Consider the following 14,488-nt stretch of genomic DNA (forward strand, 5'->3'; position numbering starts at 1 on the left):
CCGTCACTCGGGGCATATGAGCATGAGCGAACAAAAATCAAGCAACCAGATGTGGGGCGGCCGTTTTGCCTCAGGGCCCGATGCGATCATGGAAGAGATCAATGCATCGATCGGCTTCGACCGCAAGCTCTATGCGCAGGATATTCAAGGCTCGCTCGCCCATGCAGCCATGCTGGCAAAGACAGGCATTATTGCGGCAGAAGACCATCGACAAATCGAAGATGGTCTGAAAACCATCCTCAAGGAAATCGAGGACGGCAAGTTCACCTTCTCGCGCAAGCTTGAAGACATTCATATGAACATCGAGGCGCGGCTTGCCGATCTGATCGGCCCGTCCGCCGGACGGCTCCACACCGCCCGTTCGCGTAACGATCAGGTGGCCGTCGACTTTCGCCTCTGGGTGAAGCAGGAACTGGAAAAGACCGCCGCCGCCCTCAAGAATCTGATCGAAGCGTTTCTGGAACGCGCCGAAGAACATGCGGCGACGGTCATGCCGGGTTTCACCCATCTCCAGACAGCGCAGCCTGTCACTTTTGGTCATCATTGCATGGCCTATGTCGAAATGTTCGGTCGCGACCTGTCGCGCGTGCGTGACGCAATCGAACGTATGGACGAATCGCCTTTGGGTGCTGCAGCCCTTGCAGGCACGGGCTTCCCGATCGACCGCCATATGACAGCCAAGGCGCTCGGCTTTCGCGAACCGACCCGCAATTCTCTCGATAGCGTTTCCGACCGCGACTATGCGCTGGAGTTTCTGTCGCTTGCTGCGATCTGCGCCGGTCATCTGTCGCGCCTTGCGGAAGAAATCGTCATCTGGTCGACGCCGCAATTCAATTTCGTGCGCCTGTCCGACGCCTTCTCCACCGGCTCGTCGATCATGCCGCAGAAGAAAAACCCGGACGCCGCAGAACTGGTCCGCGCCAAGACGGGTCGCATCAACGGTTCGCTGGTCGCGCTTCTGACCATCATGAAGGGCCTGCCGCTCGCCTATTCCAAGGACATGCAGGAAGACAAGGAACAGGTCTTCGATGCAGCTGAAAACCTGGAACTCACCATCGCCGCCATGGCCGGCATGGTGCGCGACCTGACGATCAATGTAGCGTCAATGAAAAAGGCGGCCGGTTCAGGCTATTCCACTGCGACCGATCTCGCCGACTGGCTGGTGCGCGCACTGGGGCTTCCCTTCCGTGAGGCACATCACGTCACCGGTCGCGCAGTCGCTCTGGCTGAAAGCCGCAAGGTCGATCTGGCAAAGCTTTCACTTGAGGAACTGCAGTCAATTCATCCGGGCATCACGGATGCGATTTTCGGCTATCTGACGGTCGAGAAATCAGTGAAAAGCCGTCAGTCCTTCGGTGGCACGGCCCCGCAGGAGGTGCGTCGCCAGATTCGTTACTGGAAGAAGCGCATCACCAAGGCCTGATAATCGATCAACATGACGTCATGTGGAATCATCTGTCGAACTGATGATTCCACTTTCGGGCATTATGAGTTAGACCTAGAGCATGTCTTCCAAAAGTGGGAACCGGTTTTGGAAGACATGTGTAAAGACAAAACTTAGAGCAAGATCATATATTTCGGGAACCAAAGCTGATGACAGGCCGCTCCGCCATTTCTTCCGTGCTTCTGATCGCCGCGCTTGCGGCAACGCTCGCCGCTTGCGGTCGCAAGGGCCCGCTGGAGCCGCCGCCATCCGCCGTCGTGACGGACGAACAGGGCCACACCAAGCCGAAACCGAAGGAAGACAAGCCGATCATCCTCGACAAGCTGTTGTAAGTTTCTGCTGCAGGGCATTCCCGTGAACCATTTCGAACATCGCAACGGCGTTCTTCACGCCGAAAATGTCAGCCTGCCTGAAATCGCACAGGCCGTTGGCACCCCTTTTTACGTTTATTCCCGCGCGACCATCGAGCGTCATTTCCGCGTGTTCAGCGAAGCCTTCGCCGGCATGGAAACGCTCGTGACCTACGCGCTGAAGGCCAATTCGAACCTGGCCGTGCTGAAAACTCTGGCGAAGCTTGGCGCCGGCGCGGACACCGTTTCGGAAGGCGAAATCCGCCGGGCGCTTGCTGCAGGCATCCCGGCCAACAAGATCGTCTTTTCAGGCGTTGGCAAGACTCCACACGAAATGGACTTCGCGCTTGAAGCGGGCATCTATTGCTTCAATGTTGAATCCGAACCAGAGCTGGAAATTCTTTCCGCTCGCGCCGTCAAGGCAGGCAAGGTCGCATCCGTATCGCTGCGCATCAATCCCGATGTGGATGCGAAGACCCACGCCAAGATTTCAACTGGCAAATCTGAAAACAAGTTCGGCATTCCGCGCGTCAAGGCGCGTGAGGCTTATGCGCGCGCCGCGAGCCTGCCCGGTCTCGACGTGGTCGGCATCGATATGCATATCGGTAGCCAGATCATCGACCTCGAACCCTTCGACAATGCATTCGCCCTGATGGCGCAACTGGTCAAGGAACTGCAGGCCGACGGTCACAACATCCGCCACGTCGATGTTGGCGGGGGACTCGGCATTCCCTACCGCACAGACAATACACCTCCGCCGCTACCCGTCGCCTATGCGGAAATCGTCGCCAAGCACATCAAGCCGCTGGGCCTGAAAACGGTGTTCGAACCGGGCCGCCTGATCGTCGGCAATGCCGGGCTTCTGGTAACGGAAGTGATCTTCGTCAAGGAAGGCGACGCCAAGAACTTCGTCATCGTGGATGCGGCAATGAACGATTTGATTCGTCCGACGCTTTATGATGCGTTCCACGACATCAAGCCTGTCACTTTGCCGAAGGATGATGCGCCGCGTATTCGTGCCGATTTTGTCGGTCCGGTCTGCGAAACAGGCGACTATCTCGGCCTCGACCGAGAAGTGGCAAAGCCTGCTCCAGGCGATCTGATTGCCGTCTGCACGACGGGTGCATATGGCGCGGTGCTTTCCAGCACCTACAACAGCCGTCTGCTCATCCCCGAAGTGCTGGTTGACGGCGACCGTTATCATGTCGTGCGTCCGCGCCGTACCTATGAAGAACTGCTCGCGCTCGATTCCGTACCGGAATGGTTATAGGTCTCGCGACCATAATTATTCATGGCCCACATTTATCATGGCCCATAAATCTCGGGGCAAAGCCTCGCCTTTGCCATGATGCGTGTTATCCTGTCAGCCGAACCGAAATCGGCTGACGCGAAAGACGAGACCTATGACTGCCCCTAAGGCGGCCCCGCAGACAGATAGCAGCAACGACAGGAAAAACCCGCCGCGTCATGCGTGGGATGTTTTTCTGCGGCTGTTTTCAGGCGATGGCGCCAGCCTGCGCCGTCTGCGTCTGCGTGCCTTTCTTTCGATCAGCTTCGAGCGGTTCTGGCCGCTGATCCTGCCACTAATCCTCATCATCGGTCTGTTTGCCAGCCTGAGCTGGTTCGGCCTGTTCGGCATGATGCCCCGTTGGCTGCATATCGGCGTGCTGACGCTATTCGGTACTGCCAGCCTCATTGCGCTTTATCTGCCGTTCCGGTTTCGCACCCCGGCGGAAAGCGACGTCACAAGCCGTATCGAGGCGATCAACGGTCTCGTTCACGAACCCCTTTCCGTCCAGACAGGCCATATGGCAACAGGCGAACACGATCCATTCGCTGTCGCCCTGTGGCGGGAACACCAGCGCCGCATGGCGGACCGGCTCAAGAACCTGCAATCCGGCCTGCCTTATACGCGTGTTCCCGAACACGACCCCTTCGGCATTCGTGCGGTGGTCGCCCTGCTCTTCGTGACCGCCTTCGCCTACAGCCTCAGCCCAAACAGTGGGCGCATTGCCGACGCCTTTCATATCCGTCCAAGCGATGGAACCGCCGTTGCCCGCATCGATGCATGGGTAACGCCGCCGCGCTATACTGGCCGCGCTCCGGTCTTCCTGACCACGACGAACAACAGCGAACAGGCCGCAATCAATGTACCGCAAGGCAGCATTCTGTCGGTCCGCGTGATCGGTGGCGGTTCCGAGCGCCTGACTGCGACCGATGCGAAGGGCGAGCGCCGCGACGTACAGCCGGTAAACGCGAAGGAAGACCAGAAGGAGCCTGCAGAACAGGCCGTCGTCGATGGAAGCCGCAACTTCCGCTACGATTTGCAGCAGGATGAAACCATAGCGCTTTCCGGCACCGATGCCCGCTGGAAATTTGTCGTCACGCCGGATAACCCGCCAACGATCCGCTTCACGAAAGAGCCGGGACACGCGCTGAATGGCACATTGCAACTTTCCTATCAGATCGAGGACGACTACGCGCCAGTAAAGGCCGAAGGTGAGATCATCCCGCTCAACAATGATGAAGATGAGGAAGCCGCACCGCTCTACGATGCACCGGAACTGCCGCTTGCACTGCCGCGCCGGGGTGTGAAGGACGCCACGACGTCGAAAGACCTGACCGAGCATCCTTGGGCAGGTGAAAAAGTTGCGCTCACGCTCGTTGTAACCGACGCTGCCGGACAAACCGGTCGCAGCGAAACCAAGATCATCACCTTGCCCGAGCGCCCTTTCAGCAATCCACTTGCCCGCGCCGTTGCGGAACAGCGCCGTATCCTCGCGCTCGATGCGACGCAACGCGATCATGTGCTCGACATGCTGTCGGCAATCACGCTTCGCCCGGACGAAACCATCAAGAATGCAGCCCATTATCTGGGTCTGGTCACGATTGGTACACGTCTTCGTCTCGCCAGGAGCGATGACGCCTTGCGCGATGCAGCGGATTATATGTGGCAGGTGGCCCTTGGCATCGAAGATGGAAATCTGTCCGCCGCCGAAAAGCGCCTGCGGCAGGCACAGGAGGCCCTGAAAAACGCTCTCCAGAACGGCGCCTCACAAGAGGAGATCGAAAAGCTTTCGGCAGAGCTACGCAAGGCGATGCAGGATTTCCTGCGGGAATTCGCCCAGCGCCAGCAACAAAATCCCAATGCGCGCCAAGCCGCTCCCGATCCCAATGCGCGAATGCTGACGGAAAAAGACCTCCAGCGCATGATGGACCAGATCGAAAATCTCGCGCGTCAGGGCTCACGCGATCAGGCGGAAGAACTGCTGTCGCAATTGCAGAACCTGATGAACAATCTGCAGATGGGACAGATGCAACAGGGCCAGCAAGGTCAGGGGCAAGGTCAGCAGGGCCAACAAGGCCAGATGCAGCAGCAGATGAACAAGCTCGGCGAACTGATGCAACGCCAGCAAAAGACGATGAACGAAACCTTCGATCTCGATCAGAAGATGCAACGCCAATTCGGTGGCAGCGATGGTGAGGGCGAATTCGGCGACAACATGTTCCCGGGTGATGACGGTTCCATGGGCGGCGGACAGCCGGACGGTGAAACCGAAAACGGCCAGAGCGAGAACGGTCAGGGCGGGAAAGGCGATGTGCCACCCGATATGGCGGAAACCATGCGCAAGCTGCAGCAGCAGCAAAAGGACCTTCAATCCGATCTGCAAAAACTGATGGACGATTTGAAAGGCATGGGTATTGAACCCGGCAAGGATTTTTCGGATGCCGGAAAATCAATGGGCAACGCCACTGATGCGTTGGGCCGCAGCGAAGGTGCCGAAGCAAGCGACCAGCAGGGCAGCGCACTCGATGCACTGCGTCGCGGCGGGCGCGACATGATGCAGAAAATGCAGCAAGCCATGGGCCAGCAAGGTCAGGGGCAAAGTGGCGCCAATGGCAGTCGGGGAAGGGACCCGCTTGGGCGCCAGCAAGGTACCGGCGACAGCGGCCTCAACGATGACGTCAAGATTCCAGGTGAAATCGATATTCAGCGCGCGCGTGAAATTCTCGATGAAATCCGCCGCAAACTTGGTAATGCCCTGACGCCGCAGATGGAAAAGGAATATCTGCAGCGTCTGCTGAAGTTCGATTGAGAAGCAGGCCGGAGCCTTAATCCATCACACGACCGACAAAGGGCAACTGGCGGAAGGCGTGCCCGACGTCCATGCCATAACCGACGACAAAATAGTCGGGGCATTCGAAAGCCACGAAATCGGCATCAAGATCGACCTTGCGGCGCACGCTCTTGTCGAGAAGAACAGCAATGCTGACGCTCCGCGCTCTGCGTTCCAGCATAAGTTCGCGAACGAATTTCAGTGTCTTTCCAGACTCCAGAATATCATCGATCAGCAGTACATCGCGGTCGCGAACATCGCTGTCGATATCGCGCAGAAGACGAACTTCGGCGCTTGTCGTGCCCTTGCCGTAGCTTGAAACCGTGATGAATTCGACATCGGGCTCCACGCCCGCATCATGCATTGCGCGGATGAGGTCGGCTGCAAAGATGAAGGAGCCCTTCAGGATCGAAATCGTCAGCAGGTTGTGGAACTTGCGTTCAGCAATGGCCTTGGCGAGCTCGAGATTGCGACCGGCAATCTCGTCCGGGCTAAAGAGAACTTCGATTGTCTTGCCACCGACTTCGGGCATCTGCTGCTTCTCCTGATCGTTCGCTTTCGCGCAGACTTTGGCGCGATCAAAGGCGCCGGAAAGGCACGCTCTATAGCATGGTTTGAGGAAATTGCACCCCACCAGATGAAGATGCTCCGGCTTCTCCATTTCCCAGCGTTAAGATTTCATATAGCGTGACATTCATGCATCCAGACATCATCGAACTGCGATCATTTTACGACACCACGCTGGGCCATCTCGCGGAACGCGCCATTCGCATGGCGCTTGCCGGCCTATGGGGTCACGTGCCGGGAGAGCGGCTTGTCGGCATGGGCTACAGCCTGCCCTATCTCGACCGCTTCAGCGCCGATACGGAGCGGACATTCGCGTTCATGCCTGCCGGTCAGGGAGCCGTCGCCTGGCCCTCAGTAGAGAAAACGGCAACAGCGCTTGTTTTCGATGAGGAACTGCCGCTACCCGATTCCTCGATCGATCGGGTGCTTATGGTGCATGCGCTGGAGTATGCGGAAAATCCGACAGAAACGCTGAAAGAGATGTGGCGCGTCCTCGCCCCCAATGGGCGGCTCGTCATCGTGGTGCCGAACCGGCGCGGTGTCTGGGCCCGCTTCGAGCATACACCCTTCGGCAGCGGGCGACCTTATAGCCGCACACAGCTGACGACCCTGCTGCGTGAAGCGAATTTCACCGTCAGTACGGTCAGCGACGCCTTGCATTTCCCACCCGCTACGCGCCGATGGATGATGCGGCCCTGTCTGGCGCTGGAAGGCATGGGGCGGAGGCTGTGGCCAGTCTTTTCAGGCGTTCTGGTGGTGGAAGCGCAGAAGCGTCTTTATCAGGGACTGCCTGTCGCACAGCGCTCCTCGCGCCGTGTCTTCGTTCCGGTTCTCGCACCTCAGGGCACACCTGTTGGCGGATTACGGAAAGCACCGGCACGGACAAGCAAGACAGATCAAAAGAGTTAGGGCATTTGCGCATCATCGCCCGGGAAAACGTACAGTTGCTGCGGTCTGCAAGTATTACCGAACAAGGTTTTTCTCGACTTGGACGCAATGGCGGGATATGCCGCCATCGTAACTTTAACCCATCGTAACTTTAACATTGACCTTTTGGCGGAGCCAAAATCATGACCGATACGCAGAACCTTACTCGTCCCCAGCCCAAGGCAGGCCTGCTCGACATCGCAGCCTACGTACCCGGCAAGGAACATGTGGAAGGCGTTGCCAAGGTCTATAAGCTCTCCTCCAACGAAACGCCGATCGGGCCTAGCCCGCATGCGGTCGAAGCCTATCGACACGCAGGCGAGAAGCTGGAGCTTTATCCCGATGGACAGGCCCTGGCGCTGCGTGAGGCAATTGCCGAAACGCAGGGGCTCAACATGGCCAACATCCTGTGCGGCAATGGTTCCGACGAGCTGCTTGGCCTGATCTGCCAGACCTATCTTGCTCCGGGCGACGAAGCCATCATCACGGAGCACGGTTTTGCCGTCTACAAGATCCAGACGCTGGGTGCCGGCGCGACGCCGATCACGGTGAAGGAGAAGAACGAGCGTATCGACGTGGATGCCATTCTGGCTGGCCTGTCGCCACGCACGAAGATCGTCTTCATCGCCAATCCGGCCAATCCAACCGGAACCTATCTGCCTTTCGAGGAAGTCCGCCGCCTTCATGCCGGATTGCCGAAGCATGTGCTTCTGGTTCTCGATGCGGCCTATGCAGAATATGTTCGTCGCAATGACTATGAATCGGGCCTCGAACTCGTTTCATCCAACGAGAATGTTGTCATGACGCGCACTTTCTCGAAAATCCACGGGCTTCCGGGTCTGCGTATTGGCTGGATGTATGCGCCGCTGCATGTGGTCGATGCCGTCAATCGCATCCGCGGACCATTCAATATGAATTCGGCCGCCATTGCCGCCGGTGCTGCGGCCATCCGCGACCGCGCCCACGTCGAAAAATCGATCACCTACAACGACAAGTGGCTTGGCTGGCTGACCGAAGAGTTCACCAGACTTGGTCTTCGGGTTACGCCTTCGGTCACAAACTTCCTGCTGATCCATTTTCCGGACAATGGCGCGCATTCCGCCGACAAGGCCGACGAGTGGCTTTCCGGGCGTGGCTATATCCTGCGTCGCGTCGGCGGTTACGGGTTCCCCAATGCCTTGCGCATGACGGTCGGACCGGAGGAAGCCAATCGTGGCGTCGTCGTCGCCCTGACCGAATTTTTGAAGTAGTACAATGTCCACGATCCATTTCAACAAGATCGCCCTGATCGGCATCGGCCTTATTGGCTCATCGCTGGCGCGCGTCATTCGACGCGAAAAGCTCGCCGATCATATCGCCATCGCCACGCGCAGCGGTGAAACACTGAAGCGGGCCGATGAACTGGGTCTCGGTGACAGCTACACCACCGACAGTGCTGAGGCCGTCAAGGATGCCGATCTGATCGTTGTATCTGTGCCGGTCGGCTCGTCAGGAACGGTTGCACGCCAGATCGCGGCAAACCTCAAGCCCGGTGCCATCGTCACCGATGTTGGCTCCACCAAGGCTTCCGTGATTGCGCAGATGCAGCCGGAATTGCCGGACAATGTGCATTTCATTCCCGGCCACCCGCTCGCAGGCACGGAATATTCCGGCCCGGATGCCGGCTTTGCAGAGCTTTTCACCAATCGCTGGTGCATTCTGACGCCCCTGCCCGACACGAGTGAAGCAGCTCTCGAAAAGCTGAGCGAGTTCTGGGTCGCCTGCGGCTCACGGCTTGATCGCATGGACCCGCAGCACCACGATCTGGTGCTGGCCATTGTCTCGCATCTGCCGCACATCATCGCCTACAATATCGTTGGCACAGCCAGTGATCTGGAACAGGTGACCAAGTCGGAAGTCATCAAATACTCGGCTTCCGGTTTCCGCGATTTCACGCGACTGGCCGCATCCGATCCGACGATGTGGCGCGATGTATGCCTGCACAACAAGGATGCCATCCTCGAAATGCTCGGGCGTTTTTCGGAAGATCTCGCCTCGCTTCAGCGCTCGATCCGCTGGGGGGATGGTGAAGCGCTGTTCGACCTTTTCACGCGCACGCGCGCTGTCCGGCGCGGAATCATCGATGCAGGTCAGGAAGTGGATGCGCCTGATTTCGGCCGTCAGGCTGCAACGCGTACCAGCGAGCAAAAATAGGGCGCATACGCTACAGCGCAGGCAACCGCCCGAGCGGAATAAATCCAGCGCTGACCTTACCCTTGCGAACGGCAATCTCCATCACGGGATTGCCGTTTTCATCTTTCGGCATGGCCGAGAGAGCAAACAGAACGGTAGCGATATTGCCACCCTGCTCGGGAAACACTGTCTGACCAGCCTGCGCCAGCGATTGCGGGTTGACCAGTGTCAGCTTCACATCGGCATTGATCAGCCCGTCAGCATCGACCGAAAACGGCCCAGCTACCGAAACCATCGCTCCATTGGGCATGGACAGGAAAGCCTGATTGACGGTACCGGAATGCCCGCGCAACCGTTCATGGAAGGGAGCGTCACCCCTTGCGAGCAACGTCGCGGCATCGGACACATCGATATCCGCCACACCGTCGATTTCAGGGCTGGTGGCTGTACCAATCGCTGCCTTGGCAAGTTTCAGACCGGCAAAGCGACCATTGACCTTCAAGGTGTCACCCGAGGCGCTCATGCGGAAATCCATCTGCTCAAGCGTGCTGAGCGGCACTGTCGTGGTGGCTTCGGTGCGAAGACCGACAGCCACTTCACGCGCGGCGAGCTCAATCTCGGTCGGGAACGGACGTGCCAGCCGGGTGTTGGAGGTAAACTTGCTCCAGTTGACCTCCAACGGCTCCAGCCCCGGAAATTCGATGAAGGCGGGTCCTGTCAGATCGTTCGAGAGGGAACGTGGCGCATAGACCGGGGAACCCGAGGTGAAGCGCCCTGCGCGGAACGCCATGCCTTCAGAAGGACGCTGCCAGGAAATGCTGTCGCAGACGACATTGACGCGCAACGGATAGCCGCCCATGCGCAAGTCTTCGCATTTCACGCCGACGCCCTGAGAGGCGAGCTTGGCCATGTCGGCCTTGGCTCGTGCCTCTAGCCTGTTTGCGATATAGAACCAGCCCGCTGTATAGCCAGCGATCAAGACAAGCAGAATGACAATGAGCGCGATGGGACGCTTTCTGGACTTCGATGCGTTCATTCCAGTATGCGCCATTTCAAAAGCCTTACATTAATCAGACGGTTGTTTCGAAGAGCCTCGCTCCGGGGTCAGACTGAACATTCCAAACCCCGATATGTTTTGCTCCTCCCGACTGTTGGCCATATTATGGCAGGAATGTGCCTTGTGAAGCGATTGAGAAGAAAAATCGAGGGATATCCGTTGATTACCGGTGGAAATCGGCGTCCACTGATCCATTATGGACACCCTTCATGACCACAGCTCTCAATGACAGGCGAATGAACGATTTCTGGGTTTTCGGCTATGGCTCGCTGATGTGGCGACCGGGCTTTGCACATGTAGAGACCGTCCGGGCGCGTCTTTACGGCTACAGGCGCAGCCTGTGCATCTATTCGCATGTCCATCGCGGAACGCCGGACCGACCGGGTCTGGTCCTGGGCCTGGACACCGGTGGCTCATGTCTCGGCATCGCTTTTCGCGTGCCTGGTGACATGACTGGCGAAGTGATGACCTATCTGCGCGAACGTGAAATGTCGAACCAAGTCTATCACGAAAAGCATCTGCGCCTGCGTCTCGCTGACGGTCGCAATGTCGATGCGGTCACCTATGTCGCGGACCGGCACCACATTCAATATGCCGGATCGCTTTCACCTGAGAGTGCCGCAGTGATCGTCGCATCTGCTCGCGGCGATTCCGGTGCCAATGTGGATTATGTCGCCAATACGCTCCAGCATCTGCGCAACATGCGGGTACGCGATCATTGGTTGGAACATGTCAACGATCTCATTCACCACACTATCCAACATCAAACGGGCGGTTCCAGCGGCTAGAAACACACACCGCGCGCCTCAAAAATACCGGCGTTCAATCGCTCGGCCCTTGTTCTCGCCCGATGCAACCGCTACATCTCGGCCAATTGCCAAGGAGGCCTCCATGATCGCATTGTTCCGCACCATTGATTTGGCGCTCGATATCTACACCTATATCATTATAGCGAGTGCCATCTTCTCGTGGCTCTATGCGTTCAATGTCGTCAATTCCGGCAACCGTTTCGTGGCTTCGATCGGTGAGTTTCTCTACAAGGTGACGGAACCCGTTCTGCGGCCGATCCGCAATATCTTGCCCAATCTCGGCGGCATCGATATTTCACCGATCGTCCTGCTGCTGATCATCTTCTTCATCCGCCAGTTCATGTGGACGACGCTGCTGCCGCTTTTCCTGTAAGCGCATCACTCGCAAGCCTAAAAACAAAAGCGCCCGGACATTGCCGGGCGCTTTTGTTTTAGAGCATAATCCGACCGGAGTGAAACGAGGATCGATAAGATTATGCTTAAAATAGAAAAAGTTAGAGCGCCGATCTGATCCAATCAGATCGGCGCTCTAAACGGAACGGGAAGCTGTTACTTACTTGCCCTTGGCGCGTTCGATAGCTTCGACGATGAACTTGCGTGCGTAATCTTCGTCACCCCAGTCACCGATCTTGACCCACTTGCCGGGTTCCAGATCCTTGTAGTGTTCGAAGAAGTGCGCGATCTGCTTCAGAGTGATCTCCGGCATATCGGTATAGTCGTGAATCTTCTCGTAGCGGCGCGTCAGGTGCGGCGACGGTACTGCAATGATCTTCTCGTCCTTGCCGGAATTGTCTTCCATGACCAGAACGCCGATCGGGCGAACATTGATCACGCAGCCGGGAACCAGCGGACGGGTGTTGCAGACGAGAACGTCAATCGGGTCACCGTCTTCCGAAAGCGTATGTGGCACGAAGCCGTAATTGCCCGGATAGGTCATTGGCGTATAGAGGAAGCGGTCGACGATGAGGGCGCCGGCCTTCTTGTCCATCTCGTACTTGATCGGCTGGCCGCCGACAGGCACTTCAATGATGACGTTGACGTCTTCAGGAGGATTGGAGCCGATGGAGATGGCATCAATATTCATGATGTGTCCTTTCGTGTCGGGCTCTGATAACGGGTTTCAAGGTTGCGCGCAAGAAAAACGAAAGTTCTAGAAAACGCGGCGAATTGTCGTTCTCGCAACGCAATTGAGCGTGATCAGGCCGTTAACATGCTGTGAGGGTTAGGCGCCGAGCTCGTTCAGTCTTTGAACGGCGGTCGGTGGCATGGGTGGTGGATTGGGATCGCGGCTGGCGGCGACCAGAAATTCGTCGCAGGCCGTCTCGGTCGTTTCAATCAATCTTTTGAGAAATTCATCCTTCGGAAGACCTGCCGGAATTGGCGGCAGAATACGGGCGCGAATGGTTCCCGGATAACGCAGAAATTTGCGGCGCGGCCAGTAGAGGCCTGCATTGTGCGCAATCGGCAAAACCGGCAGATTGAGCGCTTCGTAAAGATGGACGATGCCATATTTATAGTGCGGTGGAGCACCAGGCGCCCGACGCGTTCCTTCTGGATAGATCAGAATCTGGCGGCCTTCCGCGATCGCCTTTTCTGCGCCCTTGGTGATGGAATGCAGTGCCTTGACGCGAGAACCGCGATCGACCGGGATCATCTGCATTTTCGCGATATACCAGCCGAAAAGCGGAATGCGCATCAATTCCCGCTTCAGGATCAGCACGGGATCGTCAAGATAGGGCAGGAAAGCATAGGTATCCCAGGCAGACTGGTGCTTTGGCGCACAGATATAAGCGCCCTCAGGAATGTTCTCCAATCCTTCAACCACATAGTCGGTGCCGACAATATGCTTCTGGAGCCAGAGATTGACCCGTGCCCACAGCTTCGGCACGATCCAGGCCTTCTTGCGGGGCAGAAGAAAATAGAAAGGCGTATAGACGATCATCTGAACCAGTGTGCAGATATAAAACGCCGCATTGAACAAGATTGAGCGCAGATAGAGAAGCATCAGTCGGTGGAGACCCTGGCTAAAGCATTTTCGTTCCCGACTTCCGGTAAACGATCACGCACGAATTCTGGACTTTCTGCAGAAAGTGACGGCATCGATATATCAGGAAGAACGGCCATTTCCATCAGGAAATCGTAATCCGGCAGCAAGATCAATTCTCGGTCGTTACACTCTGATTGGTCTGCGTTCCGAACAGTTCGGTCGTACCCACACGGACAGCGGCGCCAAGATATTTCACATATTCGATGAAGAGCACGCGCAATGTGTCGCCTTCGGAAACCCAGCTATGTTCGCGGCGGTCCCCGTTCACGACCGGATAGGGAATGAATTCCACATCCTTCATGCGATAGGACATTTCCAGCGTGCTGCGCGGAATATGGTAGTTGTTGGTGACCAGGATCACGCGACGATAGTTGTTGGTACGAATCCAGCGTTCGCTTTCGGTCGCGTTGCCAATGGTGTTGAGCGCCGACCGGTCGAGATCGACACAGCAATCGAAGAGACTCTGGTCGGCATGGGTCGCACGCTGCAGTGCCTTTTCATTGGTCGCCGGATGAACACCACTGATCAGGAGCCGCTTTCCTCGCTTGTCCTTCAGAAGATCAACCGCAGCCTGAATTCTGGACTGGCCACCGGTGAGAACGATGATGGCATCAGCGGGCTCGTCGATAGCCGGCGGCTGCATGCTAGTGACCTTTTCACCGAACGCGACGAAGCCGACGAGAAACGCCAGAAGAATAACAAACAGAACGATGGAAACGGGCTGGAGACGTCTGAACATGCGCATCATGACAGACCATAGGAAATTGCCGGAGGCAAGTGCAAGAGATTGCAGGTGAGCGCCATTCCGGCTGCGGCGCCAGACCACATCTCCTGAAGAAAACCCGTTTGCTGTCTGCCTCTGTGCCACTGCATCGTCACTCGACCGGTGCCCGCCCGATAGCGCTTGCGGGATTCGCATACCATCTCTTCTTCCATCATAGCCAGCATTGCGGCGAGAAGTCGGAGAAGCGGACGAAAATCTTGTCCGGAAAGCGCC

At 57.2% G+C, this 14,488-nt stretch carries 14 protein-coding genes; 9 read left to right on the plus strand and 5 right to left on the minus strand.

All coding sequences use genetic code 11. The features are described 5' to 3' along the window. Positions 1-22 precede the first annotated feature (22 nt). The 4 genes from argH to OHI65_RS21480 all read left to right on the plus strand — a co-directional run bounded on the left by argH (position 23) and on the right by OHI65_RS21480 (position 5,891). Positions 23-1,423 carry an argininosuccinate lyase gene (gene argH, locus OHI65_RS21465; RefSeq protein WP_125301678.1) on the plus strand — a complete coding sequence of 467 codons (1,401 nt, stop codon included), beginning with the start codon at positions 23-25 and terminating at the stop codon, positions 1,421-1,423. A gap of 170 nt (positions 1,424-1,593) precedes the next feature. After that, complete coding sequence (gene lptM, locus OHI65_RS21470) at positions 1,594-1,776, plus strand: LPS translocon maturation chaperone LptM (protein WP_006467922.1); 183 nt, start codon at positions 1,594-1,596, stop codon at positions 1,774-1,776. Positions 1,777-1,798: 22 nt separating this feature from the next. Continuing rightward, positions 1,799-3,064, plus strand: coding sequence for a diaminopimelate decarboxylase (lysA, locus tag OHI65_RS21475; RefSeq protein ID WP_012091177.1), 1,266 nt, complete (start codon positions 1,799-1,801; stop codon positions 3,062-3,064). A 133-nt stretch (positions 3,065-3,197) separates the two neighbouring features. Continuing rightward, a complete protein-coding gene (locus OHI65_RS21480) occupies positions 3,198-5,891 on the plus strand; it encodes a TIGR02302 family protein (protein WP_125301675.1) in 2,694 nt (897 codons plus the stop codon). 16 nt (positions 5,892-5,907) lie between these two features. Here OHI65_RS21480 and hpt read toward each other — a convergent pair whose 3' ends face one another. Beyond that, on the minus strand, positions 5,908-6,444 hold the full coding sequence (gene hpt / locus OHI65_RS21485) for a hypoxanthine phosphoribosyltransferase (protein WP_125301672.1): 537 nt from the start codon (positions 6,442-6,444) through the stop codon (positions 5,908-5,910). Between the two features lie 164 nt (positions 6,445-6,608). On the opposite strand from hpt, the gene OHI65_RS21490 reads away from it, so the two are divergent. The 3 genes from OHI65_RS21490 to OHI65_RS21500 all read left to right on the plus strand — a co-directional run bounded on the left by OHI65_RS21490 (position 6,609) and on the right by OHI65_RS21500 (position 9,599). Continuing rightward, the gene (locus OHI65_RS21490; RefSeq protein ID WP_012091175.1) at positions 6,609-7,388 is read left to right on the plus strand and encodes a class I SAM-dependent methyltransferase; all 780 of its coding nucleotides are present in this window, start codon (positions 6,609-6,611) and stop codon (positions 7,386-7,388) included. 161 nt (positions 7,389-7,549) lie between these two features. Beyond that, on the plus strand, positions 7,550-8,656 hold the full coding sequence (hisC, locus tag OHI65_RS21495) for a histidinol-phosphate transaminase (RefSeq protein WP_012091174.1): 1,107 nt from the start codon (positions 7,550-7,552) through the stop codon (positions 8,654-8,656). A 4-nt stretch (positions 8,657-8,660) separates the two neighbouring features. Then, a complete protein-coding gene (locus OHI65_RS21500) occupies positions 8,661-9,599 on the plus strand; it encodes a prephenate/arogenate dehydrogenase family protein (protein WP_125301669.1) in 939 nt (312 codons plus the stop codon). Between the two features lie 10 nt (positions 9,600-9,609). Here the strand turns inward: OHI65_RS21500 and OHI65_RS21505 are convergent, their stop codons facing one another. Further along, positions 9,610-10,629: a DUF2125 domain-containing protein gene (locus tag OHI65_RS21505; RefSeq protein ID WP_125301667.1), complete on the minus strand. Its 1,020-nt coding sequence runs from the start codon at positions 10,627-10,629 to the stop codon at positions 9,610-9,612. Between the two features lie 215 nt (positions 10,630-10,844). On the opposite strand from OHI65_RS21505, the gene OHI65_RS21510 reads away from it, so the two are divergent. Continuing rightward, positions 10,845-11,423 (plus strand): gamma-glutamylcyclotransferase, encoded by a 579-nt coding sequence (locus OHI65_RS21510; protein ID WP_125301664.1) that lies wholly within the window; start codon positions 10,845-10,847, stop codon positions 11,421-11,423. A gap of 103 nt (positions 11,424-11,526) precedes the next feature. Then, positions 11,527-11,817, plus strand: a complete 291-nt coding sequence (locus OHI65_RS21515) for a YggT family protein (RefSeq protein WP_010657538.1) — start codon at positions 11,527-11,529, stop codon at positions 11,815-11,817. 180 nt (positions 11,818-11,997) lie between these two features. On the opposite strand, the gene ppa is transcribed toward OHI65_RS21515, so the two are convergent. The 3 genes from ppa to OHI65_RS21530 all read right to left on the minus strand — a co-directional run bounded on the left by ppa (position 11,998) and on the right by OHI65_RS21530 (position 14,359). Beyond that, a complete protein-coding gene (ppa, locus tag OHI65_RS21520; protein ID WP_010657539.1) occupies positions 11,998-12,528 on the minus strand; it encodes an inorganic diphosphatase in 531 nt (176 codons plus the stop codon). 138 nt (positions 12,529-12,666) lie between these two features. Beyond that, a complete protein-coding gene (locus tag OHI65_RS21525) occupies positions 12,667-13,449 on the minus strand; it encodes a lysophospholipid acyltransferase family protein (RefSeq protein WP_010657540.1) in 783 nt (260 codons plus the stop codon). 151 nt (positions 13,450-13,600) lie between these two features. Next, on the minus strand, positions 13,601-14,359 hold the full coding sequence (locus OHI65_RS21530; RefSeq protein WP_373366453.1) for a YdcF family protein: 759 nt from the start codon (positions 14,357-14,359) through the stop codon (positions 13,601-13,603). Between the last annotated feature and the right edge of the window lie 129 nt (positions 14,360-14,488).

It is taken from the genome of Brucella sp. MAB-22 (assembly GCF_025908475.1).
Lineage (GTDB): Bacteria > Pseudomonadota > Alphaproteobacteria > Rhizobiales > Rhizobiaceae > Brucella > Brucella anthropi.

Excerpts from the sequence above, each read along its gene's own strand:
- hpt (WP_125301672.1), bottom strand. The coding sequence starts at position 6,444 with ATGCCCGAAGTCGGTGGCAAGACAATCGAAGTTCTCTTTAGCCCGGAC.
- ppa (WP_010657539.1), bottom strand. The coding sequence starts at position 12,528 with ATGAATATTGATGCCATCTCCATCGGCTCCAATCCTCCTGAAGACGTC.
- argH (WP_125301678.1), top strand. The coding sequence starts at position 23 with ATGAGCGAACAAAAATCAAGCAACCAGATGTGGGGCGGCCGTTTTGCC.
- OHI65_RS21490 (WP_012091175.1), top strand. The coding sequence starts at position 6,609 with ATGCATCCAGACATCATCGAACTGCGATCATTTTACGACACCACGCTG.
- OHI65_RS21480 (WP_125301675.1), top strand. The coding sequence starts at position 3,198 with ATGACTGCCCCTAAGGCGGCCCCGCAGACAGATAGCAGCAACGACAGG.
- OHI65_RS21500 (WP_125301669.1), top strand. The coding sequence starts at position 8,661 with ATGTCCACGATCCATTTCAACAAGATCGCCCTGATCGGCATCGGCCTT.
- lptM (WP_006467922.1), top strand. The coding sequence starts at position 1,594 with ATGACAGGCCGCTCCGCCATTTCTTCCGTGCTTCTGATCGCCGCGCTT.
- hisC (WP_012091174.1), top strand. The coding sequence starts at position 7,550 with ATGACCGATACGCAGAACCTTACTCGTCCCCAGCCCAAGGCAGGCCTG.
- OHI65_RS21505 (WP_125301667.1), bottom strand. The coding sequence starts at position 10,629 with ATGGCGCATACTGGAATGAACGCATCGAAGTCCAGAAAGCGTCCCATC.
- OHI65_RS21525 (WP_010657540.1), bottom strand. The coding sequence starts at position 13,449 with ATGCTTCTCTATCTGCGCTCAATCTTGTTCAATGCGGCGTTTTATATC.
- OHI65_RS21515 (WP_010657538.1), top strand. The coding sequence starts at position 11,527 with ATGATCGCATTGTTCCGCACCATTGATTTGGCGCTCGATATCTACACC.
- OHI65_RS21510 (WP_125301664.1), top strand. The coding sequence starts at position 10,845 with ATGACCACAGCTCTCAATGACAGGCGAATGAACGATTTCTGGGTTTTC.